Genomic DNA, 26337 nt, shown 5'->3' on the forward strand with positions numbered 1-26337 from the left:
TTGTCGCTTCCGTTACAATAGCTGGCCCCAGCCTTCAGGAATCCCATGAACGACCCGATCGACCTTTTCGGCATCACCACGTCCTCCCTCGAACTGATCTCGTTCGTGCTGGCCGTCATCACGGTGGTGCTCAACATCCGCCGCGTGCATTGGGCGTGGCTGTTTTCGATCGTGTCGTCGGCTACCTACGGCGTCGTGTTCTATCAGTCGCTCCTGTATGGCGGCGCGGCCCTGCAGGTGGTGTTCATCGTGGTGTCGGTATGGGGCTGGCACCAGTGGCTGCACGGCGGCGACAAGCATGACCTGCTGCCGGTTACCCGTTCAAGCAAGCAGGTGCTGCTGTGGGCGGGCGCTGCGTGGGCGGTGGGCTTTGTGCTGATTGCCGGCTTCCTGGACCACTATACCGATACCGATGTGCCGTATCCGGAAGGATTCCTGACGGCGGGCAGCCTGGTTGGGCAGCTGCTGCTGGCGCGTAAAAAGGTGGAAAACTGGATCGTCTGGATCATCGTGGACGTGCTGTACGTGGGCCTGTTTGTGTTCAAGGGCCTCAACCTGACCGCGGTGCTGTATGCCGTCTTCGTGGTGCTGGCCTCGATTGGCCTGTCAACCTGGTACCGTCACTCCAGCGACAAACCATGAGCGCTGTCGCGCGGGTAGCGATCCTGGGCGCGGAATCGTCGGGCAAATCCACGCTGGCCGAGGCGCTGGCCAGGCGCTACGACACGCTGTGGGTGCCCGAATACCTGCGCGAGTTCGTCGACCGCGAGGGCCGGGTACCGTTCGAGCAGGACCAGTACGGCATTGCGCGGGTCCAGATGGAGCGCGAGGACGCGGCCGCGGCGCACGCCAATCGCTTCCTGTTCTGCGACACCACGCCGCTGATGACGGCGCTGTACAGCCGCTGGTACTGGGGGCGGGTCGATGACGAGCTGGCGCAGCTGGCGCTGCGCCACGACTACGCCTATACGCTGGTGACGGCGCCCGACACCCCATGGCAGGCCGACGGCCTGCAGCGCGAATCGGAGCAGGTGCGGCAACAGGTCCACGAGCAGGTGATCGAGCGGCTGGCCGAGCGCGGCATCGCGTACCAGCTCGTCGGCGGCAGCCTGCCGGAGCGCATCCTGCAGGCCGGGCGCTACATCCGGGCAGACTGACGCCGCCCGGCGCCTTAGAAGTCGACCTGGGCCGACAGGCGTGCGCGGCGTGGCGCGCCCGGCAGCAGGTAGCCGCCCAGTTCCGGCGTGGCGTCGCGCCAGTAGAACTTGTCGGCCACGTTTTCCACGTGGGCGCGCAGCGTGGTGCGGTAGCCGCCGATGCGGGTGGCGTAGGCCGCGCCCAGGTCGATCACGTGGTAGCTCGGTACGAATACCAGGTTTTCGTCGTCAAACGCCTTTTTGCCGGCGTACTGCAGTACGCCCGTGAGCTTGAGGCCACTGACCGCGGGCACGGAATATTCCAGCAATGCGGTGCCCTTGAACGCCGGGACGTTGGCGGTGCGCTTGCCATCGAACAGGGCGCTGCCCGAACCGCTGGTGCGGGTGTGCAGCGCCATGGCCGATACGCTGTAGTAGAGATCGCGCGTGGCCTTGCCCTGGGCCGCCAGCTCGATGCCGCGGTGGGTCTGTTCACCGGCGCGGACATAGTAATTGTCGGCGTTGGTCAGCTCCTTGCCGCGCTTGAGTTCGAACAGGGCGCCGGTCAGGGTCACGTTGTCGTTGACGACGCCCTTCATGCCCAGTTCCAGCTGCTTGGAGCGGCTGGGTGCCAGCACACCTTGCGCGGTGCGATAGTTCAGGGTGCCAAACGGCGCTTCGCCGCCGTACTCCATGCCATGGGCAACGGTGCCGTACACGATCCAGTCGGTTGCCGGACTGTACACCACCGACAGGTTGGGCAGGGTGAAGCTGGCCTTGTAGTCCGGGCCGCGCTTGATCGTCACGTGGCGCGCGCCGGCATGCACCGTCAGTTCCGGCGTGAGTGTCATCACGTCCTGCACGAAGGCGGCGCGCTCGGTGTCGTGGCGCTGTTCGATGACGTCGCCGGTGCGGGGATTGCCAGGCGCCGGTGGCACGATGCGGTTGCGGTAGATGTTGCTGGCGCCGGCGTAGTCGTACACATAGTCGCCGTAGTACTCGCGCCGTTCCATGTCGGCATAGCCAAATGCCAGTTCATGCTTGATGCCGCCGCTGCGCACGGTACCCTGCACGAGTGCCTGGCTCCCGAACGGCGTCTTGCGCTCGCCTTCGCTCTGGTAGTCGTACACGTCGTAGTCGCCATTGCTGCAGTACCCGGGATAGAAGCCGTCCCCTTCTTCCGAGCAGCCGTAGGGGAAGGCAGTGTAGTCATCGCGCTTGAACTCGTGGCGGTTGGCTGCCACGGTGGCGCGCCAGGCATCGCTGATCCTGTACTCAAAGCGCAGGCCGATATTGGAGCTGATGGTCTCCACCGGACGGGTCCAGGGCTGGTCATTGAGCAGCGTGGCGGCCGACACGTTCGATGGCAGCGCCACGTTGCGAATCAGCTGGTAGCCGGGCGCGGTGATCTGGGACTTGTCCTGGTAGTCCATGTCCAGCTGCACCAGCGCCCGGTCCGACACCTGCCAGTCGAATGCCGCCGAGGCAAAGGTGCGCTCGCCGTCGGCACCCTTGACGTAAGGGCGCAGTTTTTCCGCCGCCGCGTTGAAGCGATAGCCGAAGCGCTTGTCGTCGAATCGTCCGCCCACATCCACCGTGCCAAGCACGGTGCCGCGTTCGCGTACCTCGACGGTGACGGAACGCAGGTCGCTTCTGGTGGGCCGCTTGACGGCGTAATTGATGATGCCTCCCGGCCCCGTGACCCCGGCCTGCATGCCGGCCAGGCCCTTGAGGATTTCGATGCGCTCCTTGTTCTCGAGCGGGATCTGGGTGTCGTTGGAGATGGCGAAACCATCCTTGCGGTAGCTGGTGTTGTTATCGAGCTTGAAGCCGCGGATCGAAAACATCTCGGCATAGCCGACCGCGTTGTACGAGTCGCTCACGCTCGCTTCAAAACGGCTGGCGTCGCTGGTGTTGCGGATGTTCAGGTCCTGCATCTGCTCGCGCCCGATCGACAGGATCGAGGCCGGCGTCTTGAGCAGGGGGACATCGGAAAAGCTGCCCACGCTGGCGCGGTCGGCGGCGATCCACTGACCGGTCACCACCACTTCCGTCATCGGCTGTTCGGTGGTCTGCGCCTGGGCGCATGAAGAGAAAGCCTGGAAAACGGCCAGGGCGATGACGGTGTGCTGCAGTGATGGCGATGACATAGTGTGCTCTTTTGGTCCCGCACCGGCGTGCCGGTGCAATGCTTGAAAACAGCTGGGGCCAGACGGGGGAGGCGGTCAAAGGAGGGGAACTACTTTGCGCTTTCCTTCGCTGGCATTATCCAGATCAGGTACGAAGGGTATCTCTCACCCGGAAAAAACGTGTTCCAGGACCCCTAGCGAATGCAAATTTTATCACATGCGGGCAGCATGGCGCCGCCCGCCGCGCGGCGGCCCTACAGGCTCGCCTCCAGCACCTTGCGGCTGACCTCGAGCGACACGTCGCGGTGTTCGCCCAGCTTGGTGTAGCGGTGCTTTTCAAGGTTGCCCAGCACCGCATCGAGATGGCCGGCGCCGAGCTGGTAGTCGGCCAGGCGGGTCTTGACGCCCATTTGCTCGAAAAATGCCTGCATGCGCGCGATGGCGGCCTCGATGCGCTCGTCCTCGCTGCCGTCGCGAATGTCCCACACCCGCTCGGCGAACTGCAGCAGTTTGGCGCGCTTGGCGTCCTTGCGCTGGCGCAGCATGCTGGGCATGACGACGGCCAGGGTCTGGGCGTGATCGAGGTTGTACAGGGCGGTCAGTTCGTGGCCAATCATGTGGGTGGCCCAGTCCTGCGGCACACCGGCGCCAATCAGGCCGTTCAGGGCCAGGGTGGCGCACCACATGACGTTGGCGCGTACCTGGTAGTCGTCGGGCGCGGACAGGGCCCTGGGGCCTTCTTCGATCAGCGTGAGCAGGATGCCTTCGGCAAAGCGGTCCTGCACCTTGGCGCCCACCGGATAGGTCATGTACTGCTCCATCACGTGGGCAAAGGCATCAACCACGCCATTGCCGACCTGGCGCGCGGGCAGCGAATAGGTCTTGCTGGGGTCGAGGATGGCAAACTTCGGGAACACCTTGCGGCTCATGAAGGCAAACTTTTCCTGGGTCGACTTGCGGGTGACGACACTGGAAGCATTCGTTTCCGATCCCGTCGCCGGCAGCGTGAGGATCACACCCAGGTCCATGGCCTCGCTCACGTTGCTGCCGTATTTTTCAAGAATGGTCCAGGGGTCGTCGGCCAGCAGGGCGCCGGCGGCGATGAACTTGGCGCCGTCAATCACGGAGCCGCCGCCGACGGCCAGCAGGAAGTCGATCTTTTCGGCCTTGACCTGTTCGATGGCGCGCATCAGCGTTTCGTAGCTGGGATTCGGTTCAACGCCGGAAAATTCGCTCACGTGGTGGCCCGCAAGCGCCGCCAGCACTTCGCTGTAGACGCCGTTTTGCTTGATGCTGCCGCCGCCGTAGACCAGCAGCACGCGCGCATTAGCCGGGACCAGCTTGGAGAGCGCGGCGATCTGGCCCTGGCCAAACAGCACCTGGGTGGGATTGTAGAAGTCGAAATTGAGCACGGCGGATCCTTATGCGAGAGACGTAAGGCATCGATTATCGCTCAATCGCGCGCGCACTGCCGGCGCCGGCGCCGCTAGCGCTCGGCAGCTGTCTTGAGCCGGACCAGGCCACGCTCGAAGTCGCGCCCGATCAGGGTATCCATGCTCATGAAAACGCTCATGACCTTGGAGACGAAGGGCATGGGCCCGGACATGGTCCAGACTACCTCGGTGCTGCCGTTGGCGCCATGCATGGCAAAGGTGGTCATGTTCGTCACTGCCATGGGCTCCTTGAATGCGAGCTCGATCACGGCTCTCGAGGGCGGCGCGAATTCAATAATTTCCATCCGCCCGCGCCCGACATCGGAATTGCCGCTCCATTCATAGATGGCGCCCTTGCCGCTGGCCGGGCCGGCAAAGGTGCGCTGCATGGCCGGGTCGAGCTGTTCCCACGGCGACCAGCTTTGCCAGTTGCGAAAGTCGGCCACCAGGGCCATGATTTTTTCCGGTGGGGCATTGACGATAATGCGGCGTTCGACAGTGAAGCTGTCCGGCCTGGTGAGGGCAAGCGCCACGATCAGCGTCAATATCAGCACCAGCGCGATGGCGATCTTTTTCAGCATGGTTGACCCCTGTGTTGTGTCGGAAAGCGCTGGCGTCCTACGCCATGCGTGCCAATGAAGCGCCAAAGATTAGCACAGCGCCCCGGCGAACTGCGATCCGTGCGTTGCTTTGCCGCCGATTTGGAGTACGCTTGACGTATTCGTAACAAGCGCAGGAGATTGTATGTCCAAACCCTATTCTGTCGAGCAGCCGGAACGCAGCGCCGTTGATGCCATGGACGGCATTGTTGCCCTGGAATTTGGCGCCGACTGGTGCGGCCACTGCAAGGCGGCACAGCCCCTGATCCAGGCGGCCCTGGGCGCTTACCCTTCCGTGCAGCATATCAAGGTGGAAGATGGGAGCGGACGCAAGCTGGGACGCTCCCTGCGGGTGAAACTTTGGCCCACCGTCGTGGTCTTACGCCAGGGACAGGAGCTGGCCCGTGTCGTGCGTCCGGCCGATGAAGAAGAAGTCCGGCGCGCGCTGGCAACGGCCGACTAGGGTCCCCTGCAGCGGCCGCCGAGCTGACCCGGACTGCTCTCAAGCCCTGCGAGCCCGCTCCGGCTTGCGGCTGGCGCAATACGTGCAGCGCCACGTCGTGGCAAGGTGTGCCAAGGCCCGTGCTGGTAAGTAAACACTGGATTTCGCTGTCCAAAAAATACTAACAGTGTCAGTACGCCATTTTATGTTACTCTTCGGAAAGTTGACTTTGCGGTACCCGACAGATAACAAGCCCCAGGGATGCCATTATGATTTTTGCCGCTGACACAGAAGAACGCACCTTGCATGTGTTCCCCGATTCGCTCACTGCCGCCTCCTACTGCGACGGTCTCGATGCCGAAGGCATGCTGTTCTGGGACGACCGGGGCCAGCCCCTGGAACCGGAATTCGATGTCCCCAACAGGCACGGCCTGTTCACCTCCAAGAGCGGGGTCTACCACCTGGTGCCGGCCACCAGTGCCGACCTGGCGCCCCTGGCCGAGGTGCTTGACGAGGTCAGGCAGGTGGTGGGCGAGATTCCCTACAATACAATCGCGGGCGTGCAGCAGTACCTGCGCTCCCCGCCGCCTTAGTCCGCTCCCGCCGTGACTTGCGCGGGTTCATGACGGGGGCAGCGGCCAAGGCTCGCCAGGGCCAGTACGACGTCGTGATCGTGGGCAGCGGCTTTGCCGGGCTGTGCATGGGCGTGCGCCTCAAGCAGGCCGGCATCGACAATTTTGTCATCCTCGAGCGCGACGCGGCGTTTGGCGGCACCTGGCGCGCCAACCACTATCCCGGCTGCGCAGTCGACATTCCCAGCCACCTGTACTCCTTTTCGTTCGCACAGAACGCGCAGTGGACGCGCCGCTATGCACGGCGCGAGGAACTGCTGGCCTATACCCGACAGGTCGCCCGTGATTTTGACCTTGAGCGCCACATCATTACAGGCGCCGCACTGCATAGCGCACGCTATGTGGAGCAAGACCATGGCTGGCGTCTGGAGACGGCGGCGGGCGCAATGAACGCCCGGTGCGTGGTGGCGGCAACGGGATCGCTGAACCGTCCTGCCATTCCGCCCCTGCCAGGGCTCGATAGCTTTGCCGGTACGGCCTTCCATTCCGCGCGCTGGAACCACGCCGCCGACTTGCGCGGCAAGCGCGTGGCGGTGATCGGCACCGGTGCCAGTGCCGTCCAGTTCATCCCCGAGATCGTGGGCCAGGTTGCGCGGCTGGACCTGTACCAGCGCAGCGCCCCATGGGTGCTGCCGCGGCCCGACCGCGCCATCAGCGCCCTTGAGCAGCGCCTGCTGGCGCGCTCGCCCCTGCTGCAGCGCTTCTACCGCCTGCTGGTGTACCTGCACCACGAGTCGCGCGCCGCCTGGTATGTACACGCGCCGTGGATGCTCAAGGCAGCCCAGTCGATGGCGCGGCGCCACCTGCACGCACAGGTGCGCGATCCGGCGCTGCGCGCGCGCCTGACGCCCAACTATGCGCTCGGCTGCAAGCGGGTGCTGCTGATGAATACCTACTACCCGGCCCTGGCGCAGGCGCATGTGAACGTCATCACCGATCCCATCGCGCAGGTGCGTACGCACAGCATCGTCAGCGGCGGCCGGGTGCGCGACGTCGATGTCATCATCTTCGGCACAGGCTTTGATGTCGAGCAGGCTGCCACGCCGGCGCAGGTGCAGGGACGGGGCGGTACGTTGTTGTCTGAAGGCGGCAAGCAGGCTTACAAGGGCTGCACCGTGGCCGGCTTTCCCAACTTTTTCCTGATCGCGGGGCCCAACACGGGCCTGGGCCACAATTCGATGATCTACATGATCGAGTCGGGGGCCCATTACGTGCTGCAGGCACTGCTGCACATGCGCGCGCGCGGCCTGCAGTCTGTGGAAGTGAAGGAAGCGGCGCAGCGCCGCTACAACCAGCAGTTGCAGCAGCGCCTGAAAGGCACCGTATGGAGCAGTGGCTGCCGCAGCTGGTACCTGGACAAGGAAGGCCGCAACTTTACGCTGTGGCCCGGTTTCACGTTCACCTATCGGCGCCTGACGCGGCGCTTCGACGCGGACAATTACGACGTGACGTAGCGGGGCGGCGCTGCGCTGCTCTTACGCCACCAGGCGGGCAAAGGTGGCCAGGTCCACATTGCCGCCGCTGATCAGGATGCCCACGCGCTTGCGCCCGACCGGGGCCACGCCATGCAGCGCGGCCGCAGCAGCCAGGCAGCCGGTTGGCTCGACGATCATCTTCATGCGCTCGGCGAAAAACTTCATGGTTTCCACCAGCTGGGAATCCGATACAGTGACAACGTCATCCACGTGGCGCTGTATCACGTCGAAATTGTGGCGGCCAAGGTGCAGGGTCTGGGCGCCGTCGGCGATGGTTTTTGGCACGCCGATGGTCACGATCTCGCCCTTGCGCAGCGATTGCTGGCCATCGTTGCCCGCTTCCGGCTCCACGCCGATCACCCGGCACGCGGGCGACAGCGCCGCCGCGGCCAGCGCGCACCCCGCCAGCAGGCCGCCCCCGCCCAGGCACACCAGCAGCACATCAAGTTCGCCCGCTTCCTCGAACAATTCTTTCGCGGCCGTGCCCTGGCCCGCAATCACGTCCGGATGGTCGTAGGGAGGAATCAAGGTCATGCCACGTTCGCGCGCCAGACGCTGGCCGATTTCCTCGCGGTCTTCCGTGTAGCGGTCGTAGCCGATGACTTCCGCGCCATAGCCTTTGGTGGCCGCCACTTTCAGCGCCGGTGCATCGTGCGGCATGATGATGGCCGACCGGATGCCCAGCAGGCTGGCCGACAGCGCGATCGCCTGCGCGTGGTTGCCCGAAGAGTAGGTCAACACCCCCGCGCGCCGCTGCGCTTCCGAAAAGCGCGAAATGGCGTTGTAGGCACCGCGGAACTTGAACGCGCCCATGCGCTGGAAGTTCTCGCACTTGAAAAACAGCTGCGCGCCGCAGCGCTCGTCGGCAGTGCGCGAGGTCAGGACCGGCGTGCGGTGGGCCACCCCTGCAATGCGCTGCGCGGCAGCTTCGATATCGCGGTATTCGATCATGGTCATCCTGGAGTAGGTGCGTGGTCAGGCGAGTGGCATCACGATCTGGATGCGCAGGCCGCCGCCATCGCGGTTGCTGACATTGAGTTCGGCATGGTGGCGCGTGACCACCCGCTGCACGATGGCCAGGCCAAGGCCCGCGCCATTGGCCTGGCCGCGCGCTGAATCCATGCGTGTGAAAGGCTTGAGCAGCTGTTCGATCATCTCCGGCGGCACCCCGGCGCCATGGTCCTGCATGTCGATGACGGCGCGCTCGCCGTCGGCGCCGGGGGCAGTCTTGCAGCAGATGTCGATGTCGGTGATGTCCTGGCCCTCGGTCTTGCCGTAGCGGCGCGCGTTTTCAATGACGTTGTTGAAGACGCGCCGCAGGTCGATGGCATTGCCCATCACGTGCACGCCGGGCGCAATGTCGGTGCTGACCCGCACGTCGGCAATGCGTTCGGCCTCGCGCGCCACGTCCTGCAGCAGTTCGCTGATATCCACCGGCACGAAGGTGGCCGCCTCGGTCGGCTTGGCGTAGTCGAGGAACTGGCCAATGATGGCATCCATTTGCGCGATATCGGACTGCAAGCCTTCACGCGCGTCCTGACTCAGGTTGGCCATCTCCAGTTCCAGCTGCATGCGCGCCAGCGGCGTGCGCAGGTCGTGCGAAATGCCGGCCAGGATCACGGCGCGGTCCGATTCCACGCGCTGCAGATCGTCCACCATCTGGTTGAAGCTGCGATTGGCCTCGCGCACCTCCTTGGGTCCTTTTTCCGGCAGCGGGGCAGGGCGCTTGCCCTGGGCCATGGCGCGCGAGGCACCCGACAGGCGCGCCAGCGGCTGGTTGACGAGGCTGGAAATAAAGGCCGCGCCCAGCAGCGAGAGCACGCCGACCACGCCGGCCCAGCCCAGCCACTGCACGCCGGTCAGGCCTTCGAGGCGTTCGCGTTCGAGCATGAGCCAGTACTTGTCGTCATCGATGTTGAAGCTGACCCAGAAGCCGGGCGAGCCGTCCACGCGGCTGGAAAAACGTGTGTCCTGTCCCAGCCGCTCCTTCACAATCCTTTCGATGTCGGGCATCAACGGGTTGTCGGGCGGCGGGTCGACCACCTGGTAGTCTTCGAGCGAGAGGATGCGGATGCCTTCATTGCTGAACAGTTCGAACAGCAGCTGGTCGCGCAGTTCGGGCGCCGAATTGATCAGGGCCGTCTTGGTGATGGTGACCACCGACACCACCAGGGCCGCGGTCTGCTGCGCCTGCGGTCCGCGGTGGACGTAGTTGATCATGCCGATCCAGGACGCCATGGAGGTGGCGGTCAGGATGCCAAGCAGCAGGAAGGTGCGCCAGAACAGCCCGCTCCTGAACCAGGCAAGGCGGTTGCGGCGGGGCGGCCTGGCGGGGCGCGGCGGGTGAGCCGGTACCACTAGCGCGGCTGTCCCTCAGGGATGAACACGTAGCCCAGGCCCCACACCGTCTGGATGTACAGGGGCGAGGAGGGATCCGGTTCGATCAGCTTGCGCAGGCGTGAAATCTGTACGTCCAGGCTGCGGTCAAAGACTTCATATTCGCGGCCCCGCGCCAGTTCCATGAGCTTTTCGCGCGACAGCGGCTGGCGCGCGTGGCGCGCGAACACCTTGAGGACGGAAAATTCGCCCGTGGTCAAAGGCACGGTTTCGCCATTTTTTTTCAGCGTGCGGGTGCCCAGGTCCAGCACGAACTGGCCGAATTCAAACGTTTGCGGCGTCTCGGACGGGGCACCGGGGATTTCGTCCGGACCCTTGCGGCGCAGGACGGCGCCGATGCGCGCCACCAGCTCGCGTGGGTTGAATGGCTTGGGCAGGTAGTCGTCGGCGCCCATCTCGAGGCCGACGATGCGATCCACATCCTCGCCTTTGGCGGTGAGCATGATGATGGGCGTCTGGTCGCCGGCCCCGCGCAGGCGGCGGCAGATTGACAGGCCATCTTCGCCGGGCAGCATCAGATCCAGCACCAGCAGGTCGTAACGTTCGCGCAGCCACAGCTTGTTCATGGCCGGCGCGCTTTCGGCCGTGACCACGGCGAAGCCCTGTTCGGTCAGATAGCGGCGCAGCAGGTCACGCAGGCGCACATCGTCGTCCACTACCATAATTTTGGCAGTAGGGCCATTGCTGGCTGCCGGCGTTGTATTGTTGCCTGAATTCTGGGTCGATTGTGGATTCATGTCGCTGTCAAATTTGTCATATTGATGTTGCTATGGTAACGTCTTATCGCCCGATGCGACGCACCAGCTCAAAGGCATTACAAATTATTACAATCTTTACCCAATTCGGCTTATACCAAAAACTGATTGGACATACACTGGGGTCAAGCGGAATCTAGCTTATCTGTTTATAAGGCATCGCGGAAGAGGAATACCATGAATATCGCGCACATGAAAAGCATTGCAGCAGGCGGCAACCGGACAAACCGGCGTGCACTGGTGCGTCCGCTCGTTCGTGCGGCGGCCGCAGGCCTGCTTGGCCTGGCATTGATCGCACCAGCCGCAGGCGCCATGGAGCAGCGCCAGTTTGACGAGGGCCAGACGCGCCAGTTCGAGGACCGCCAGCAGCGCCAGTTCGATGATCGCCAGCAGCGCCAGTACGAAGACCGGCGCCAGCGCGAAGACCAGGACCGCGCCTTCCAGCAGCGTGCCGAAGACCAGCGCCGCCGCCTGCAGGAGCAGCAGCAGTCGCAGCACCAGGAAGGGCGCCGCAGCGGGCGCCTGACCCCGGATGAGCGGCGTGACCTGCGGCGCCAGATCAACGAAGCCGGTGCCGATATCTATTACAGGCAGCGCCGCCGCTGACGCGGTGCGGGCAGGCAGGGAAGCGGGCTACGGCCCGCTTTTTGCATCCGTTGCAACAAGATTGTCATTAACGCGTATCTCGCAAGCACCTTTGTTGGCGTAATCGCCATTTGCAGTAGCACATGCAGGCCGCATCATGTTACGCTACATAAACTTATTTGCCGTTCACCAGCGGGGGGCGGCGATAAGCTTTCAGCGATGGAGTCACCAGTGTCGATCGAGCCTTCAGCGGTCAGTTCAGAGCGTCCCGCCGCCGGCGTGCCCGGCCCGGGCGTGGCCAACTGCATGGTGCAGCGCGCCGACGGCGTGTATGCGGACGCCAGCGTCCTCGGTACCACCATTGCCGCCGCCGTCGACAGCGTGTTTGCGGGCGAGCGCTATTTTGCCGGCCTCGATTACGCCATCTTGCTCAAGCTGATCTACAACCATGGCCCGGACCTGAAGGCGACGGGCGAAGTCATGGTGCGCCTGGCCGACGACATTGTCCCGTTCGACCCTGAAAGGCGCCAGCTGTACCGGGCCGTCAAGCTCAGTGACGGCAAGGCCGAATACCAGTTCGAGCCGGTGGTCATCGTGGACAAGGCCGACCCGTATGGCGCCGGCACCCCGGCCCGGCTCGACATGGATGAATTCATTGCCGACATGTGGAGCAAGGGTATCCGCTTCGGCATCGACATCGCCGCCCTGGGCGCCGCGATCGCTTCCGGCAAGACCGAGCGCGTGACGGTGGCACGGCGCCTCGATCCCGTGCCCGGCATCGACGCCCATATCATTGAAGTGTCGAGTGATCTGCATCGCAGCGACGCCCCGCGCCAGCTGGCCAATGGCAAGCTCGACCTGATGGCGTTCCAGAACCGCTTCCCCCAGATCAAGGAGGGCGTGCGCCTGCTGAAAAAGGTCGCGCGCCAGGAGGGCAAGACCGGGTTCCAGCTGTCGGGCATTGCCATCGAACCGCCGATCCCGAAGGATATCGAACTGTCGCCCATGGCAGGTCCCGGCACCGCCATCGAGATCGGCGCCGAGGGCGAATTTCTGGTCTCCACCCAGAGCGGCTTTCTCAATGCAGACAGCAAGACGCACCAGCTGTCGGTGGGCGACAAGATCGTCAGCCGCGATGGGGTGAGCTCGCGCACCACGGGCAACCTGCAGCTGACGGGCGACTATGAAGAGTTTGGCGAGGTCCAGGAAAAGCGCGTGATCGAAGGCGAAAGCGTCACCATCCACGCCGACGTGTTTGGCAATATCATTTCGCGCGGCGGCACCATCCTGCTCAACCATAATCTGGTGGGCGGCTCGGCCCACAATGCGCGCGGCGACATCCGCATCAAGGGAGTGGCCTCGGGATCGGTGATGCAAACCAGCGTGGGTGAGGTGCACGTGCAGCGCGCCGAGTCGTGCATCATTTCCGGGACCCGGGTCGTGATCGACTATGCGGCCAACTGTGAAATCATGGCCGATGAAGTCATCATTGCCCAGGCCGAGGGCTGCGCCATTGCCGCGCGCAGGATCGAGATTGAAACGGCCGGCCCCCGCAAGCAGGCCGAGATGCAGCTGTTCGTGCTCGAACCGGACAGCGCACGGCTCGACGAGGCCATTGCCGCCGTCGGCGCCAAGGCCAGCGAATTCGGCGCCGCCGCCGAGCGCAGCCGGGCCGAAATGGAGGCGCTCACGAGCGAGCCGGAAGTGCGCAAATACGTGATGCTGGCCTCGAAGATCCGCAAGAATGAGCTCACGCTCACGCCGGAACAGGCGCCGCAGTTCCAGAAAATGGCGGCCAGCGTGGCGCCGGCGCTCAAGGCCATCGCCAAGGTCTCGCTCGAGGTCAAGGCAGCCGAAACGGAGCAGAACGCGGCCATGGAGCTGGTCGAGCAGCTGGTGCAGCAGCGCAAGGAGTACCAGGGGCTGTCCCAGGTCAGCGTGGCCATGTTGTCGGGCGACACGGCGCTGCGGTCCATGACGTTCAATCCCGACGGCAGCACCCTGTATGACTTGCCGGCCAAGGAAATCAAATCCCGCCTGCGCGGCAACACCTTGCCAAGCGAACCCATCATTAGCCAAAGTTCCGGAAAGATTGTGTGGCAAAGCAAATAGCTATGCATGCAGCACCGCATTTGCTACAGTAATGCCAACGCGACCGGGATTCCCATGGCTCAGACACCTGACACATTTGCGCCCCTGGCGGCGCAGGCATCGACTCCCACCGATGAGCTGATCCGCTGCGCCGTTGGTCTGGCGCGCACCTGCCTCGGCATGGAAGTGGGCTTCGTGACGGAGTTTCGCAACGGTGTGCGCATCTTCCGGCATGTTGAATCGGTCGAAGGGTATGTGCCGGTCAAGGCGGGCGACTATGATCCGCTGGACCAGAGCTATTGCCAGCGCATCGTCGACGGCAGCATACCGGCGCTGGTCGAAGATACCCACGCCTATCCCGAACTGCTGGCCATGCCCATCACCGCCGCCCTTGGCATTCGCGCCCACGCGGGCGTGCCGATCTGCTTTAGCGACGGCGCCGTGTTCGGCACCTTTTGCTGCTACAGCCGGGACCCGGCGGTGTCGCTGGGAGCGTTCGACGCGGCCACGCTGCGCAAGTTCGCCGCCCTCATTGGCGAGCTGCTCGAGGCGCGGGTCAAGGGTGAGCGGGCCCACGCCCAGGTGGTCGAGCGGCTCATGATGGTGATCGCGGGCAGCCGCCTGAAGGTGGTGTACCAGCCGGTGCGCGACGTGGCGTCCGACACCGTGGTCGGCTACGAGGCGCTGGCGCGTTTCATGACCGAACCGGTGCGCACGCCCGACGTCTGGTTCGACGAAGCCCATACCGTCGCGCTCGGGCATCGGCTGGAAGTACTGGCCATTGAAAAGGCGCTGCAGGGGCTGGCCCAGATCCCGGCCGACGCCTACCTGGCCCTGAATGTCTCGCCCCAGACCATCCTGTCCGGCGCGCTCGAGGCCGTGCTGCAGGGCGCGCCGCTGGGCCGCCTGATGCTGGAAGTGACGGAGCACGAGTCGATTGCCGACTACACCATCATTTCCGCCAGCCTGGGGCGCATGCGCACCGACGGGCTGCGCCTGGCGGTCGATGACGCAGGATCGGGCTACGCGAGCTTTCGCCACATCCTCAAGCTCAAGCCGGATGTGATCAAGCTCGATCAAAGCCTGATCCGCGATATCGACCACGAGCCCGGGGCGCGTGCGCTGGCAGCGGCCATCATCACCTTCGCTGCCGCCACCGGCAGTACCGTGGTGGCGGAAGGTATCGAAACGCCGGATGAAATGGAAGCGCTGCGCGAGCTCGGGGTCACGCGCATGCAGGGCTATCTGCTGGGGCGGCCCGCGCCGCTGCCGGGGGGCGAGCAGGCTACTCGCTGACCTTGCCGCGCAGCGCCTTGGTCTGCCCGCTGCGGCTCTTGCTGTCGAGCCGGCGCGTCTGCGAGCCGCGCGTGGGACGGGTGGGGCGGCGCACGGCCGGCAGCACGGCCACGCCATCGACCAGTTCCTGCAGGCGCCGGAAGGCATCTTCCTTGTTCTGTTCCAGGCTGCGCGACTGCTGCGCCTTGAGCACCACCACGCCTTCCTGGGTGATGCGCTGGTCGCGCAGCGCCAGCAGGCGTTCCTTGATGTGCAGCGGGAGCGACGAGGCGGCAATGTCAAAGCGCAGGTGGACCGCGCATGACACCTTGTTGACGTTCTGGCCGCCGGGACCCTGGGCCCGGATGGCGGTCAGTTCGGCTTCCTCGCGGTTGACCTGGGGCGTGGCTGCCTGAATCACTGCTGGGCCAGCGGCGCCGCGGCCACGTCCGGCAGCTCGTCGGGAATGGCGTGCAGCTTGTGGTAGCAGGCCTGGGCACTGGCCGACAGGCCGCGGAACAGGGCCGGGTCAGTGCTGTCGGCCTGGCCATGTTCGGCCAGGATGCGCACCTTGGCCAGGTAGTCCGACTGCGCCAGCAGCTGGCCCATGGGCGACACCTGCACGCCCTTGCGCGCCCCGGCCTGCTCGGCAATTGCCTGAACGACCGTGTCGGGAAAATGCCATTCGCGCCCGATGCTGCAGCTTAAGGTACGCGCATCGCGCAGCAGGCTGGCGCAGAACATGGCCGAACCGAGCTGGGTGCCATCCTTGTCGGCCTGGTCCATGATGCGCAGCGTGACGATCAGGCCCACGTACTGCACCAGGCCGGCCAGGAAGGCTTCGAACGGGTCAATGCCCATTTCCTCGGCCAGCATGCGGTTGGCCACGGCGCAGCGCTCGCACTGGTCCCAGATGCGCGGGGCCAGGGCACGCGTGTAGTGACCGGAATGCATGTCGATGATGGGACGGAAGGCCACGCTGGTGATCAGGTGGCGCAGGCCCTCGGTCCCGATCAGCATGACGGCATGCTCCACGCTGGTGATGGTGGTGCCGTAGCTGAGCGAGGAACTGTTGGCCAGCCGGATCACGGCCGCCACCAGCACCAGGTCGCTGGAAATGGTGCGTGACAGCTGGGCGCCTGAAAAATTATCGGTGCGCAGGCTTTGCAGCAGCTGCGGGATCAGTCCCGGCATGCGGCGCACCAGGGCGGCGCCGGACTGCTGCGACTTGACGATGGCCGATACCGCGTCCAGCACCTGGGTTTCTGCCGCCGTCAGGTCGAGCGCGGAATCGCTCTCGGTGCCGAACAGCCAGTTGTGATACACGGTGTTGAGGTCATCGCGCTGGTCGAAAGAGGGACCAAAACCGGATGGCGCCGTGCCTGCCGCCGGACGCGGGGGCGGCGCGGGAGGAGGCGCTTCAGCCGTGGCGGAACCGGGCTGCGCGGAGGGCGCCGGCTGCGAGGCGGGGGGTGAAAAGAGCTGCTGCATCCACTTGAACATACGTCCTCACATTGTCTGTCTTGCCCACGCTGCATTGCCGTTCCATTGTAATGGGTTGGCCATGCATTGCAAGCGCATATGTTCGTATGGAAATATTGACCACACTCAATGCTTGCCACTCGTCATCGGATTAGCATGGGTTTCGACAGCCGCGCCCCCGCCCGAGACGAAAGGACAGACATGTACAGCAGCGATGCAATAGCCGCGCACAGTGGCAAGATGGATTTCCTCAGCTTCCAGCTTGGCGGCCTCGATTATGGCGTGGAGTTCCGCAAGGTCAAGGAGCTGCGCACGCTCAAGTCGCTCGAACGCTTCGCCTCGGACGGCACCCTGGTCAAGGGGGTGGCCGTCTCGCGCGGCGTGATCATGCCGCTGGTGGACATGCGCATGGCCTTTAGCGGCCGCAGTGCGCCGCCACGGGGATCGACCGATGTCATCGTCCTGCAGCTGGCAAACTGCGTGGTGGGCATGGTGGTGGACGGGGTGACGGACGTGGTCGGGATGTATCCGGACCAGATCTCGCAGATCCCCGGCGCCGAGGGCGAAGGGGAGTGCGACTACCTGCTCGGACTGGGCGAGGCGGGCGGCAGACGCCTGATCCTGGTGGACATCGACCGGCTCATGTCGATCCGGCGCGACAGCCCGTGCGCCGAGCAGAAGGTGGCCTGAGCGGGCGCTGTGGTGGTCAGGCAGCCAGGCTGTCGAGCTGTTCCTGCAGTGCCATCCATTCGCCTTCGAGCTGCGCCAGGTCCTTGGCGTAAAACGACTGGTCCGCCAGCAGCTGCTTGAGCTTGGCCTTGTTGGCCGCCTCGTAGATGCTCGACTCGCCCAGCTTTGCATCGACCTCGGCCTTTTGCTCGTTGCGCTTGGCGATCTGCTCTTCCAGGCGCTTGATCTTGTTCTCGATCGGCTTCTTGAGCGCGGCCGTCTTCTGGCGCTGCTCGGCGTCGAGCCGCTTCTGTTCCTTGGCATCCTTCTTGTCCGGCGCCGGCGCTGACGGTGGCGCCACGGCCGACGTGGCCGGGTAGGATGTCTTGTTGTCCTTGCCCGCTGCCGGCAGTACCGTGGTGCCCTTGCCAAGCTTGGTCTGGAACAGCCAGTCCTTGTAGTCGTCCAGGTCACCGTCGAACGGCTGCAGCTTGCCGTCGGCAACGATGATGAACTGGTCGGTGGTGGCGCGCAGCAGGTGGCGGTCGTGCGAGACCACCACCAGCGTGCCCTCGAACTGCGCCAGGGCCATGGTCAATGCTTCGCGCGTTTCCAGGTCCAGGTGGTTGGTCGGTTCGTCCAGCAGCAACAGGTTTGGCCGCTGCCATACGATCAGGGCCAGCGCCAGGCGGGCCTTTTCGCCGCCCGAAAAGGGCCGGATGGAACTGGTGACCATGGTGCCGGGGAAGTTGAAGCCGCCCAGGAAGTTGCGCAGTTCCTGCTCGCGCACCGTTGGCGCGATCTTGGCCAGGTGCCACAGGGGCGACTCGTCGTGGCGCAGCATCTCCACCTGGTGCTGGGCGAAGTAGCCGATCGACAGGCCCTTGCCCATGGTGGCGTCGCCCGTCAGCGGTGCCAGTTCGCCGGCAATGGTCTTGATCAGGGTCGATTTGCCGGCGCCGTTCACGCCCAGAAGGCCGATGCGCTGGCCGATCTGCAGCGAAAACTTGATGCCGCGGACGATGGTTTTCTCGCCCACCGTGTCGCCATGCTCGTCCTTGATGTGGTAGCCGGCGTTGACGTCTTCCATCACCAGCAGCGGATTGGGTGCGGCCAGGGGCTCGCGGAACTCGAACGAGAACTCGGCCGCTGCGCGCAGCGGCGCCAGTTCCTCCATCTTGGCCAGCGCCTTCATGCGGCTCTGGGCCTGGCGTGCCTTGGATGCCTGGGCCTTGAAGCGGTTCACGAACGACTCCAGGTGCGCGCGCTGGCGCATCTGCTTTTCCAGCGCGCCGGCGGCCAGGATCATCTGGGCTGCGCGCTGGCGCTCGAAGCCGGAGTAGTTGCCCGAGTAGCGCTTGAGCTTGCGCTCGTCGATGTGGACGATCACGTTGACGATTTCATCGAGGAAGTCGCGGTCGTGGGAGATGATGATCAGGGTGCCCGGGTAGCGCTTGAGCCAGTCCTCGAGCCAGATGATGGCGTCCAGGTCCAGGTGGTTGGTCGGCTCGTCGAGCAGCAGCAGTTCGGAAGGGCACATCAGCGCCTGCGCCAGGTTCAGGCGCATGCGCCAGCCACCCGAAAAGCTGGCCACGGGCTGCTTCATCTGGTCGAGCGTAAAGCCCAGGCCCAGCAGCAGCTGTTCGCCGCGCGACTGCACGGTGTAGGCGTCGGCGTCGGCCAGGGCGCTGTAGATTTCGCCGATGGCGATGCCGTTGTCGGAGGACTCGGGTTCGGCTTCCAGGCGCGCCAGTTCGGCTTCGAGCTTGCGCAGCGTGACGTCGCCGTCGATGGCGTAGTCGAGCGCCGCGCGGTCCAGGGCCGGCGTTTCCTGGGCCACGTAAGCCATGCGCCACTTGGCCGGAAAGTCGATCTCGCCCTGGTCTGCGTGCAGCTCGTTGCGCAGCATGCCGAACAGGCTGGATTTGCCGGCGCCATTGGCGCCAATCAGGCCGATCTTGTCGCCGGGGTTGAGGGTGAGGTCGACGCTCTCGAGCAGCGGCTTGGTGCCGCGCATGAGGCTTACGTTAATAAAACGGATCATGAAGTGCTTTGTATGGTGAGGGTGAAGGTGCTTACTGCGCCCGGAGCTGCTCGGCGGTCAGCAGAAATACCATGTCGTCGCCCGCGCTGGTGGTCAGCCAGGTCAGGCCAAGGTGGCCAAAGGCCGCTTCGGCGTATTCGGCCTCGTTGCCGATTTCGACCATCAGGATGCCCTGTGGCGTGAGGCGCTCGGCGGCGCCGGCCACGATCTTGCGCACCAGGTCCATGCCATCTTCACCGCCGGCCAGGGCAATCTGCGGCTCGCGCAGGTATTCGGGCGGCAGGCGGCTCATGGAGGCGGAATTGACGTACGGCGGGTTGGTGATGATCATGTCGTATTTCTTGGCCGGCACGTTCTGGTACAGGTCCGAGAGAATCGGGTTGACGCGGCCTTCGAGCTTGTAGTCGGCGATATTGCGCTCGGCCACGGCGATGGCGTCGGCAGAGATGTCGATGGCATCGACCACGCTGCTGGGGAAGGCGTCGGCCATCATGATGGCCAGGCACCCGGAGCCGGTGCACAGTTCCAGGATGTTGTCGACGGCGAACGGGTCTTCCACCCAGGGCGAAAACTGCTGGGCAATGAGTTCGTGAATAAAGGAGCGCGGCACCAGCACGCGCTCGTCGACGTAAAAGGCATAGGTGCCCAGCCAGGCTTCATTGGTGATGTAGGCGGCCGGCACGCGCTCGCTGGCGCGGCGCTCGATCACCTGCAGTACCTGCTGCACTTCTTCCGGCAGCAGGCGGGCATCGAGGAAAGGATCGAGCTTGTCAAGCGGGAGCTTGAGCGTGTGCAGGATCAGGTAGGCAGCTTCATCGAGCGCTTCGGCGCTGCCGTGGCCGAAAAACAGCTTGGCCGTGTTGAAGCGGGTGATGGCATAGCGCAGCAGGTCGCGCGGCGTGGTAAACAGGGTCGTGGTCATGGGCGTTCCTTCAGGCTGGTTTGGCCAGCAGGTTTTCCAGCGTGCGGCGGTAGATGTTCTTGAGCGGATCGATGAAACGCACCTCGATGTGCTCGTCGATCTTGTGGATGCTGGCGTTGGGAGGGCCGAATTCTATCACCTGCGGGCACATGCGGGCGATGAAGCGCCCGTCCGAGGTGCCGCCCGTGGTCGACAATTCGGTCTGGACCCCGGTCTCGCCCAGGATGGCCGACGACAGCGCGTCCGACAGGGTGCCGCGCGGGGTCAGGAAGGGCAGGCCGGACAGGGTCCATTGCAGTTCATAGCTCAGCTGGTGCCTGTCCAGGATGGCATGCACGCGCGCTTCCAGCCCTTCGGCCGTGCTGGCGGTGGAAAAGCGGAAGTTGAAGTCAATCGTCACTTCGCCCGGGATGACATTGTTGGCACCGGTGCCGGCGTGGATGTTGGACATCTGCCAGGACGTTGGCAGGTAGTACTCGTTGCCGCTGTCCCACTGTTCGGCCGCCAGTTCGGCCAGCGCAGGGGCGCACTGGTGAATGGGATTGCGCGCCAGCTGGGGGTAGGCGATGTGGCCCTGCACACCCTTGATGACGAGGTGGCCCGAGAGCGAACCGCGGCGGCCGTTCTTGATCATGTCGCCCAGGATGTGGGCCGAGGTCGGCTCGCCCACCAAGCAGTAATCCATGGTCTCGCCACGCTCCTGCAGGCGCTCGCAGACCACCACGGTGCCGTCGGTGGCCGGGCCTTCCTCGTCGCTGGTAATCAGGAATGCGATCGAGCCCTGGTGGTCCGGGTGGGCGGCGATGAATTCCTGGCATGCCACCACCATGGCCGCGATCGAGGTCTTCATGTCGGCGGCGCCGCGGCCATACAGCTTGCCGTCGCGGTGAGTGGGGGTGAAGGGCTTCGATTCCCATTGCTCGACGGGACCGGTCGGCACGACGTCGGTGTGGCCGGCAAATACAAACACGGGCGCCGTGGTGCCGCGCCGCGCCCACAAATTGGTGACGCCGTTCGATTCGATCGTCTCGCAGACGAAACCGAGCGGCAGGAGCAGTTCGATCAGGCGCCGCTGGCAGCCCTTGTCGTCCGGGGTGATGGACGAGAGTGCAATCAATTCTTCCGTCAGGGCCAGGGTAGGGGACATCTTCACTTGAACAGCTCCGCGTACTGGGCGTCGGAAAAGCCGACACTGAAGCTGCCGTCGCGGTCCAGGACCGGGCGCTTGATGACCGAGGGATTTTCCAGCATGAGGGCGAGCGCGGCATCGCCATCGGTGACGGCCGCCTTGCGTTCGTCAGGCAGCTTGCGCCACGTGGTGCCCTTGCGATTGACCAGGACTTCCCAGCCCAGCTGCTGGAGCCAGGCCGCTACGACGGCGTGATCGAGGCCATGCTTCTTGAAGTCGTGAAAGCCTGCGTCAATGCCGTGCGCGGCCAGCCAAGTGCGCGCCTTCTTGACCGTGTCGCAGTTGGGGATGCCGTATAGAGTCGTTTTCATGAATAGCGGTGTGAAGATCGGATAAGCGTGAGCGCGTAGCGGCCCGGGTGCAGCGCACCAGGACCATCAGACACTGTTTTTACAATGCGGGGGAAGCCGACAGGATACCACAGGGCGCCGATGGCGCCGACGCTCAGGGCTGGGGACGGAAGGTGACGACCCGGTAGAGGTAGGTGGCAACGATGATCAGGAGGACCGACTTGGCAATCGGGTCCATGTAATGGCCTACCTGGGCATACTTGTCTTCCAGAAGATAGCCGGCGGCGGTCAGCAGGCAGTTCCAGGCAAACGAGCCGATCGTCGACAGGGCCAGGAAGGGCAGCAGGCGCATCTCGACCAGCCCGGCGGGAATGGAAATGAAGGTGCGGATGGCGGGTACCATGCGTCCGAACAACACGGCTTTGCGGCCGTGTTCATTGAATTTTTCAACGGCGTGATCGAGTTCGTCACCGGACAGGGTGAACCAGCGCCCATGCGCGCTGGCGAATTTCTTGAGCCTGGCGTGGCCGAACTGCTTGCCTGCGTAATACCACGGCAACGCACCGGCAACCGAGCCGAAGGTGCCGGCAAGCAGGACGGCGGCGAGCGACAGGTCCCCCTTGGCAGCGTTGTAGCCGGCCAGCGGCATGATCATTTCGGAAGGAATGGGTGGGAAGATGCTCTCCAGCGCCATCAGCGCGGCAATGGCCAGCGCGCCGTGGGTTGCGACAAATTCGATCAGCCAGTCAATCATGGTCACCTTTCCTGTTAGCGGGCAGCGCAGTCCGTACTTGCGCAAGCCGTTAATGTCAACTCGTCAAGTTGCAGAGTGTAGCAGCGAACTGAGGCGTCCCATATGTGCCGTGCGGCACGGCAGACGGGGATTTCTTGTAGGAGAGATGCGCAAGCGCATTCTATAAGTGAACTGGTTCACATACATGGTCTTTCCGCGGGCGTATAACGTACTTACGGGCGACACTTCATGTATCGCCTCACTTGAAAGGAGCCTCAAAATGAAACTGAAAACTCATGAAAGTGCGTGGATCGGGGGCGTGTCACTTGCAGCGCTGGTTTTGTTGATGGTCTCGTCCGCACTCGGCTAGAAAGCTCCGTCGCGAAGTGCAGGCATTGCCTGCCGCTACCAAAGCGAGAATACTGGACGTTGTCATGATGCCCAGGTTCTTGCTGCGGTTCCCAGAAGCCGTCACCCTCCATCGCTGCGACCCTGGCGGCGTATCATAAAGGTTCCCATGTTTTTCTTTTTTTCAAACAAGCTCGGCTGCCTTGGGTCGATCGTCATTTCCGCTGTCCTGACGCTGCTGGTGCTGCTTTTCTTTGGCGTGTTGTGAACGCTCAGTCAAGCCTTAAGTCAAGCAGCTTGAACGCGCCTGTCTTCTGCGGGTATCCAAGATGTGATTGCGCGAAACGAACGCGTGATGAGGCCGAATCAGCAGGATTTAGAATTGTCATGTTGCCTGGTAATTTCGGGATGTGACGAAAAAAACGGGCCATGCTGGCCCGTTTTAATTGCAGAAACGCGGATCAGGTATTGAGTGTGAATTCCGTGAAATTCGCGCCTTCTTCGTCTTTCTTTTCTTTCTCGTCCTTTTCCTGGGCGCTGTCGGGGCCATTGTTCAACAGCCACAACAGGTTGGTGGCGGAGTCTGCATTGGCCAGGGCTTCTTCCTGCGTCACCAGGCCACTTTTCACCAGCTGGAACAGGGCCGATTCAAATGATTGCGAACCGGGCGAGAGCGACTTTTCCATCGCTTCCTTGATCTGGCTGATCTCGCCCTTTTCAATCAGGTCTGAAATATAGCGCGTATTGACCATGATTTCGACGGCGGCCTGGCGGGTGCCGCCGGCCGCCGAGCGCACCAGGCGCTGCGAGACGATGGCCTTGACGGCCGACGACAAGTCCTGCAGCAGCGCGGCGCGGTTTTCAATCGGATAAAAACTGATGATCCGGTTGAGCGCGTTGTAGCTGTTATTGGCGTGCAGGGTGGCCAGCACCAGGTGGCCGGACTGCGCATACGCCAGCGCCGCGGCCATGGTTTCCTTGTCGCGGATTTCGCCGATCAGGATGCAGTCCGGCGCCTGGCGCATGGAATTGCGCAGCGCCGTATAAAAGCTGCTGGCATCGCTGCCAATCTCGCGCTGATTGACAATCGATTTCTTGTTCTTGAACAGGTATTCAATCGGGTCTTCCAGCGTGAGAATATGCCCGGCGCGCAGTTCATTGCGGTGGTCGAGCATGGACGCAATGGTGGTCGACTTGCCGGAACCGGTGGCGCCCACCAGCAGCAGCAGGCCGCGCTTTTCCATGATCAGATCAGCCAGTACCGGCGGCAGTCCGAGGTCGCCCAATTGCGGAATAATGGCCGGCACAAAGCGAAATACCGCCGAAATGGTGCCGCGCTGACGAAAGGCCGACAAGCGGAAGCGTCCCAGATTGGGTACCGAAATACCCATATTCAGTTCGTTATCCCGGCGCAGCTCGGCCATCTGCTCCTTCGATGCGATTTCGCTGAGCAAGGCGTCGATATTTTCCGGATCGAGCTTTTGCTGGTTAATCGGAATCAGGTTGCCGTTGATTTTGATGTGGACTGGCGAATTGACTGCGAAGAACATATCCGACGCGTTTTTTTCTTTCATCAGCTGGAACAAACGGTCCATAGCCATGATGGTCTCCTCGGATCTCGTGAATCGACTTCTGTTAAATGCCGCGCAGCAGTTCGTTGATACCGGTCTTGGCGCGGGTCTTGGCATCCACCCGCTTGACGATCACTGCGCAGTACAGGCTGTATTTCCCGTCGTCCGATGGCAGGTTGCCCGACACGACGACCGATCCCGCCGGCACCCGGCCGTAGCTGACCTCGCCCGTGGCGCGGTCATAGATCTTGGTCGACTGGCCGATGTACACGCCCATCGAAATGACGGAATTTTCTTCGACAATAACACCTTCAACGATTTCCGAGCGTGCGCCAATGAAACAATTGTCTTCAATGATGGTGGGGTTGGCCTGCATGGGTTCGAGCACGCCGCCAATGCCGACGCCGCCCGACAGATGCACATTCTTGCCGATCTGGGCACAGGAGCCGACCGTGGCCCAGGTGTCAACCATGGCGCCTTCATCCACGTAGGCACCGATATTGACGTAAGAAGGCATCAAAACCACATTTTTTGCAATGAAACTGCCGCGGCGCGCCACTGCCGGCGGCACCACGCGAAAGCCCCCTTTGGCGAAGTCGTCAGCCGTGTAACTGGCAAACTTGGTCGGCACCTTGTCATAAAACTGCATGGTGCCATCCGAGGTCATGACACTGTTGTTTTCCAGTCGGAACGACAGCAGGACGGCCTTCTTGATCCACTGGTTCACTACCCAGTCGCTGCCGCTTTTCTGGGCAACGCGCAGGCTGCCGTCGTCAAGGCCGGCGATGACGTGGGAAACGGCGTCGCGCAGTTCGGCGCTGCCATTGGCTGGGGTGATGTCGGCGCGCTGTTCCCAGGCGGTGTCGATGATGTTCTGGAGTTGTTGGGTCATGTTCGGTAGGGTTGGTTTTCAGGAGTGCTTCAAGGCATTACAAAACTGGACGATCCGCTGGGCCGCTTCCACGCCCTCATCGACCTCGGCCACAAGCGCCATGCGAATGCGGTTGGTGCCCGGGTTGGCGCCATGGGCTTCGCGCGCGAGGTAGCTTCCGGGCAACACAGTGACATTATAATCAACATGCAGGCGGCGGGCGAATTCGGTATCGGTCAGGCCCGTGCGGCGCATGTCGGCCCACAGGTAGAAGCCGGCGTCGGGCAAGGCGACATCCATGACCTGTTGCAGCAAGGGGGTGACGAGGTTGAACTTTTCGCGGTATTTGGCGCGGTTGTCCTGCACATGGGTTTCGTCGCCCCAGGCGGCAATCGAGGCCGCCTGCACGGGCGGGGCCATGGCGCCGCCGCAATAGGTACGGTAGAGCAGGAACTTCTTGATGATGTGCGGGTCGCCTGCCACGAAACCGGAGCGCATGCCCGGCACATTGGAGCGCTTGGACAGACTGGAAAACACGATCAGGTTGGCATAGGGACGCGCGCCGCCGCTGCGGCCGAGCTGGTGCGCCGCTTCCAGCGCGCCCAGCGGCGCGTTGCTGGTGTGGTAAATCTCGGAATAGCACTCGTCGGCGGCGATGACGAAGCCGTGCTCGTCGGCGAGGGCAAACAGCAGTTTCCAGTCGTCCAGCGGCATGGTGGCGCCGGTCGGGTTGCCTGGCGAACACAGGTACAGCAGCTGGACGTGGTGCCAGATTTCCGGCGGCACGCTGGCGTAGTCGCAGCCAAAGTTGCGGGCCGGGTCGGAATTGACAAAATACGGTTCGGCCCCCGCCAGAAACGCCGCGCCCTCATAGATCTGGTAGAAGGGGTTGGGGCACACCACCAGCGGCGTGGGCTGGGAGGCATCGACCACGCAGTGGGCAATGCCGAACAGCGCCTCGCGCGAGCCATTGACGGGCAAGACCTGGGTGGCGGCATCGAGCGGGGGCAGGCCGTAGCGGTGTTCGAGCCAGTGGGCGATGGCGCTGCGCAGGGCATCGCTGCCGACCGTGGTCGGATAGTTGGCCAGGCCCTGCATATTGTGCGACAGCGCCTTCTGGATAAAGGCCGGGGTGGGGTGCTTGGGCTCACCGATGCCAAGGCTGATGGGCGGGTAGTCGGAATTGGGGGTGGTGCCGGCGAACAGTTGACGCAGCTTTTCGAAGGGGTAGGGGTGGAGCTTGTCGAGGTGTGGATTCACGTCAGTACC

Annotated in this window: 25 protein-coding genes and 1 riboswitch; of the genes, 9 read left to right on the forward strand and 16 right to left on the reverse strand. The window is 63.6% G+C overall.

The genetic code is table 11. The annotated features are described in order from the left end of the window. The first annotated feature begins 45 nt into the window (after positions 1-45). Positions 46-642: a nicotinamide riboside transporter PnuC gene (pnuC, locus tag KY495_RS17030; protein WP_219880562.1), complete on the forward strand. Its 597-nt coding sequence runs from the start codon at positions 46-48 to the stop codon at positions 640-642. Continuing rightward, positions 639-1157: an AAA family ATPase gene (locus tag KY495_RS17035; protein WP_219880563.1), complete on the forward strand. Its 519-nt coding sequence runs from the start codon at positions 639-641 to the stop codon at positions 1155-1157. The genes pnuC and KY495_RS17035 overlap by 4 nt, the downstream gene beginning before the upstream one ends. 14 nt (positions 1158-1171) lie before the next feature. On the opposite strand, the gene KY495_RS17040 is transcribed toward KY495_RS17035, so the two are convergent. From KY495_RS17040 to KY495_RS17050, 3 genes are all read right to left on the reverse strand, one after another. Beyond that, positions 1172-3286 carry a TonB-dependent siderophore receptor gene (locus KY495_RS17040; protein WP_219880564.1) on the reverse strand — a complete coding sequence of 705 codons (2115 nt, stop codon included), beginning with the start codon at positions 3284-3286 and terminating at the stop codon, positions 1172-1174. Between the two features lie 84 nt (positions 3287-3370). Then, a riboswitch (TPP riboswitch) is annotated at positions 3371-3471 on the reverse strand. Positions 3472-3519: 48 nt separating this feature from the next. Continuing rightward, entirely contained in the window at positions 3520-4677 is a 1158-nt protein-coding gene (locus KY495_RS17045) for an iron-containing alcohol dehydrogenase (protein ID WP_219880565.1), read from the reverse strand. A 74-nt stretch (positions 4678-4751) separates the two neighbouring features. Then, a complete protein-coding gene (locus KY495_RS17050; protein WP_219880566.1) occupies positions 4752-5279 on the reverse strand; it encodes an SRPBCC family protein in 528 nt (175 codons plus the stop codon). Positions 5280-5442: 163 nt separating this feature from the next. Here KY495_RS17050 and KY495_RS17055 point away from each other — a divergent pair, with 163 nt between their 5' ends. From KY495_RS17055 to KY495_RS17065, 3 genes are all read left to right on the forward strand, one after another. Further along, positions 5443-5760 (forward strand): thioredoxin family protein, encoded by a 318-nt coding sequence (locus KY495_RS17055; protein ID WP_219880567.1) that lies wholly within the window; start codon positions 5443-5445, stop codon positions 5758-5760. 248 nt (positions 5761-6008) lie between these two features. Further along, the gene (locus tag KY495_RS17060) at positions 6009-6332 is read left to right on the forward strand and encodes a hypothetical protein (protein WP_219880568.1); all 324 of its coding nucleotides are present in this window, start codon (positions 6009-6011) and stop codon (positions 6330-6332) included. Between the two features lie 29 nt (positions 6333-6361). Next, positions 6362-7825 (forward strand): NAD(P)/FAD-dependent oxidoreductase, encoded by a 1464-nt coding sequence (locus KY495_RS17065; protein WP_219880569.1) that lies wholly within the window; start codon positions 6362-6364, stop codon positions 7823-7825. Positions 7826-7846: 21 nt separating this feature from the next. Here the strand turns inward: KY495_RS17065 and KY495_RS17070 are convergent, their stop codons facing one another. From KY495_RS17070 to ompR, 3 genes are read right to left on the reverse strand one after another with little or no spacing between them, the layout of a single operon-like run. Further along, positions 7847-8797 (reverse strand): threo-3-hydroxy-L-aspartate ammonia-lyase, encoded by a 951-nt coding sequence (locus tag KY495_RS17070; protein ID WP_374040960.1) that lies wholly within the window; start codon positions 8795-8797, stop codon positions 7847-7849. A gap of 24 nt (positions 8798-8821) precedes the next feature. Then, entirely contained in the window at positions 8822-10204 is a 1383-nt protein-coding gene (locus KY495_RS17075; protein WP_229518341.1) for a sensor histidine kinase, read from the reverse strand. Beyond that, entirely contained in the window at positions 10204-10905 is a 702-nt protein-coding gene (ompR, locus tag KY495_RS17080) for a two-component system response regulator OmpR (RefSeq protein WP_229518637.1), read from the reverse strand. The genes KY495_RS17075 and ompR overlap by 1 nt, the downstream gene beginning before the upstream one ends. A 270-nt stretch (positions 10906-11175) precedes the next feature. Here ompR and KY495_RS17085 point away from each other — a divergent pair, with 270 nt between their 5' ends. From KY495_RS17085 to KY495_RS17095, 3 genes are all read left to right on the forward strand, one after another. Next, on the forward strand, positions 11176-11604 hold the full coding sequence (locus KY495_RS17085; protein ID WP_219880572.1) for a hypothetical protein: 429 nt from the start codon (positions 11176-11178) through the stop codon (positions 11602-11604). Between the two features lie 210 nt (positions 11605-11814). Continuing rightward, complete coding sequence (locus KY495_RS17090) at positions 11815-13695, forward strand: flagellar assembly protein A (protein WP_219880573.1); 1881 nt, start codon at positions 11815-11817, stop codon at positions 13693-13695. A gap of 54 nt (positions 13696-13749) precedes the next feature. Then, positions 13750-14970: an EAL domain-containing protein gene (locus KY495_RS17095; protein ID WP_219880574.1), complete on the forward strand. Its 1221-nt coding sequence runs from the start codon at positions 13750-13752 to the stop codon at positions 14968-14970. Here KY495_RS17095 and arfB read toward each other — a convergent pair. Beyond that, on the reverse strand, positions 14960-15370 hold the full coding sequence (arfB, locus tag KY495_RS17100; protein ID WP_229518342.1) for an alternative ribosome rescue aminoacyl-tRNA hydrolase ArfB: 411 nt from the start codon (positions 15368-15370) through the stop codon (positions 14960-14962). The two genes, KY495_RS17095 and arfB, sit on opposite strands and share 11 nt — an antisense overlap. Then, positions 15367-16452, reverse strand: a complete 1086-nt coding sequence (locus tag KY495_RS17105) for an HDOD domain-containing protein (RefSeq protein ID WP_219880575.1) — start codon at positions 16450-16452, stop codon at positions 15367-15369. Before KY495_RS17105 ends, arfB begins: the two co-directional genes overlap by 4 nt. 180 nt (positions 16453-16632) lie before the next feature. Here KY495_RS17105 and KY495_RS17110 point away from each other — a divergent pair, with 180 nt between their 5' ends. Next, positions 16633-17121 carry a chemotaxis protein CheW gene (locus KY495_RS17110; RefSeq protein ID WP_219880576.1) on the forward strand — a complete coding sequence of 163 codons (489 nt, stop codon included), beginning with the start codon at positions 16633-16635 and terminating at the stop codon, positions 17119-17121. Positions 17122-17137: 16 nt separating this feature from the next. On the opposite strand, the gene KY495_RS17115 is transcribed toward KY495_RS17110, so the two are convergent. The 8 genes from KY495_RS17115 to dapC form a co-directional block, all read right to left on the reverse strand. Further along, positions 17138-19144: an ATP-binding cassette domain-containing protein gene (locus tag KY495_RS17115; protein WP_219880577.1), complete on the reverse strand. Its 2007-nt coding sequence runs from the start codon at positions 19142-19144 to the stop codon at positions 17138-17140. Positions 19145-19175: 31 nt separating this feature from the next. Further along, entirely contained in the window at positions 19176-20066 is an 891-nt protein-coding gene (gene prmB / locus KY495_RS17120) for a 50S ribosomal protein L3 N(5)-glutamine methyltransferase (protein ID WP_219880578.1), read from the reverse strand. Between the two features lie 10 nt (positions 20067-20076). Continuing rightward, positions 20077-21213, reverse strand: a complete 1137-nt coding sequence (gene dapE / locus KY495_RS17125; protein WP_219884297.1) for a succinyl-diaminopimelate desuccinylase — start codon at positions 21211-21213, stop codon at positions 20077-20079. Positions 21214-21215: 2 nt separating this feature from the next. Further along, entirely contained in the window at positions 21216-21566 is a 351-nt protein-coding gene (locus tag KY495_RS17130; protein WP_219880579.1) for an ArsC family reductase, read from the reverse strand. Positions 21567-21699: 133 nt separating this feature from the next. Beyond that, positions 21700-22299 carry a DedA family protein gene (locus KY495_RS17135; RefSeq protein ID WP_219880580.1) on the reverse strand — a complete coding sequence of 200 codons (600 nt, stop codon included), beginning with the start codon at positions 22297-22299 and terminating at the stop codon, positions 21700-21702. 788 nt (positions 22300-23087) lie between these two features. Then, on the reverse strand, positions 23088-24227 hold the full coding sequence (locus tag KY495_RS17140; protein ID WP_219880581.1) for a PilT/PilU family type 4a pilus ATPase: 1140 nt from the start codon (positions 24225-24227) through the stop codon (positions 23088-23090). Positions 24228-24261: 34 nt separating this feature from the next. Continuing rightward, positions 24262-25089 carry a 2,3,4,5-tetrahydropyridine-2,6-dicarboxylate N-succinyltransferase gene (gene dapD / locus KY495_RS17145; RefSeq protein ID WP_219880582.1) on the reverse strand — a complete coding sequence of 276 codons (828 nt, stop codon included), beginning with the start codon at positions 25087-25089 and terminating at the stop codon, positions 24262-24264. 18 nt (positions 25090-25107) lie between these two features. After that, positions 25108-26328, reverse strand: a complete 1221-nt coding sequence (dapC, locus tag KY495_RS17150; RefSeq protein WP_219880583.1) for a succinyldiaminopimelate transaminase — start codon at positions 26326-26328, stop codon at positions 25108-25110. Positions 26329-26337 lie beyond the last annotated feature (9 nt).

This window comes from Massilia sp. PAMC28688, from assembly GCF_019443445.1.
In the GTDB taxonomy this organism is placed as follows: domain Bacteria; phylum Pseudomonadota; class Gammaproteobacteria; order Burkholderiales; family Burkholderiaceae_D; genus Telluria_A.

Excerpts from the sequence above, each read along its gene's own strand:
- pnuC (WP_219880562.1), top strand. The coding sequence starts at position 46 with ATGAACGACCCGATCGACCTTTTCGGCATCACCACGTCCTCCCTCGAA.
- KY495_RS17035 (WP_219880563.1), top strand. The coding sequence starts at position 639 with ATGAGCGCTGTCGCGCGGGTAGCGATCCTGGGCGCGGAATCGTCGGGC.
- KY495_RS17040 (WP_219880564.1), bottom strand. The coding sequence starts at position 3,286 with ATGTCATCGCCATCACTGCAGCACACCGTCATCGCCCTGGCCGTTTTC.
- KY495_RS17050 (WP_219880566.1), bottom strand. The coding sequence starts at position 5,279 with ATGCTGAAAAAGATCGCCATCGCGCTGGTGCTGATATTGACGCTGATC.
- KY495_RS17055 (WP_219880567.1), top strand. The coding sequence starts at position 5,443 with ATGTCCAAACCCTATTCTGTCGAGCAGCCGGAACGCAGCGCCGTTGAT.
- KY495_RS17060 (WP_219880568.1), top strand. The coding sequence starts at position 6,009 with ATGATTTTTGCCGCTGACACAGAAGAACGCACCTTGCATGTGTTCCCC.
- KY495_RS17065 (WP_219880569.1), top strand. The coding sequence starts at position 6,362 with ATGACGGGGGCAGCGGCCAAGGCTCGCCAGGGCCAGTACGACGTCGTG.
- KY495_RS17070 (WP_374040960.1), bottom strand. The coding sequence starts at position 8,797 with ATGATCGAATACCGCGATATCGAAGCTGCCGCGCAGCGCATTGCAGGG.
- ompR (WP_229518637.1), bottom strand. The coding sequence starts at position 10,905 with ATGGTAGTGGACGACGATGTGCGCCTGCGTGACCTGCTGCGCCGCTAT.
- KY495_RS17085 (WP_219880572.1), top strand. The coding sequence starts at position 11,176 with ATGAATATCGCGCACATGAAAAGCATTGCAGCAGGCGGCAACCGGACA.
- KY495_RS17095 (WP_219880574.1), top strand. The coding sequence starts at position 13,750 with ATGGCTCAGACACCTGACACATTTGCGCCCCTGGCGGCGCAGGCATCG.
- KY495_RS17105 (WP_219880575.1), bottom strand. The coding sequence starts at position 16,452 with ATGTTCAAGTGGATGCAGCAGCTCTTTTCACCCCCCGCCTCGCAGCCG.
- KY495_RS17110 (WP_219880576.1), top strand. The coding sequence starts at position 16,633 with ATGTACAGCAGCGATGCAATAGCCGCGCACAGTGGCAAGATGGATTTC.
- KY495_RS17115 (WP_219880577.1), bottom strand. The coding sequence starts at position 19,144 with ATGATCCGTTTTATTAACGTAAGCCTCATGCGCGGCACCAAGCCGCTG.
- prmB (WP_219880578.1), bottom strand. The coding sequence starts at position 20,066 with ATGACCACGACCCTGTTTACCACGCCGCGCGACCTGCTGCGCTATGCC.
- dapE (WP_219884297.1), bottom strand. The coding sequence starts at position 21,213 with ATGTCCCCTACCCTGGCCCTGACGGAAGAATTGATTGCACTCTCGTCC.
- KY495_RS17130 (WP_219880579.1), bottom strand. The coding sequence starts at position 21,566 with ATGAAAACGACTCTATACGGCATCCCCAACTGCGACACGGTCAAGAAG.
- KY495_RS17135 (WP_219880580.1), bottom strand. The coding sequence starts at position 22,299 with ATGATTGACTGGCTGATCGAATTTGTCGCAACCCACGGCGCGCTGGCC.
- KY495_RS17140 (WP_219880581.1), bottom strand. The coding sequence starts at position 24,227 with ATGGCTATGGACCGTTTGTTCCAGCTGATGAAAGAAAAAAACGCGTCG.
- dapD (WP_219880582.1), bottom strand. The coding sequence starts at position 25,089 with ATGACCCAACAACTCCAGAACATCATCGACACCGCCTGGGAACAGCGC.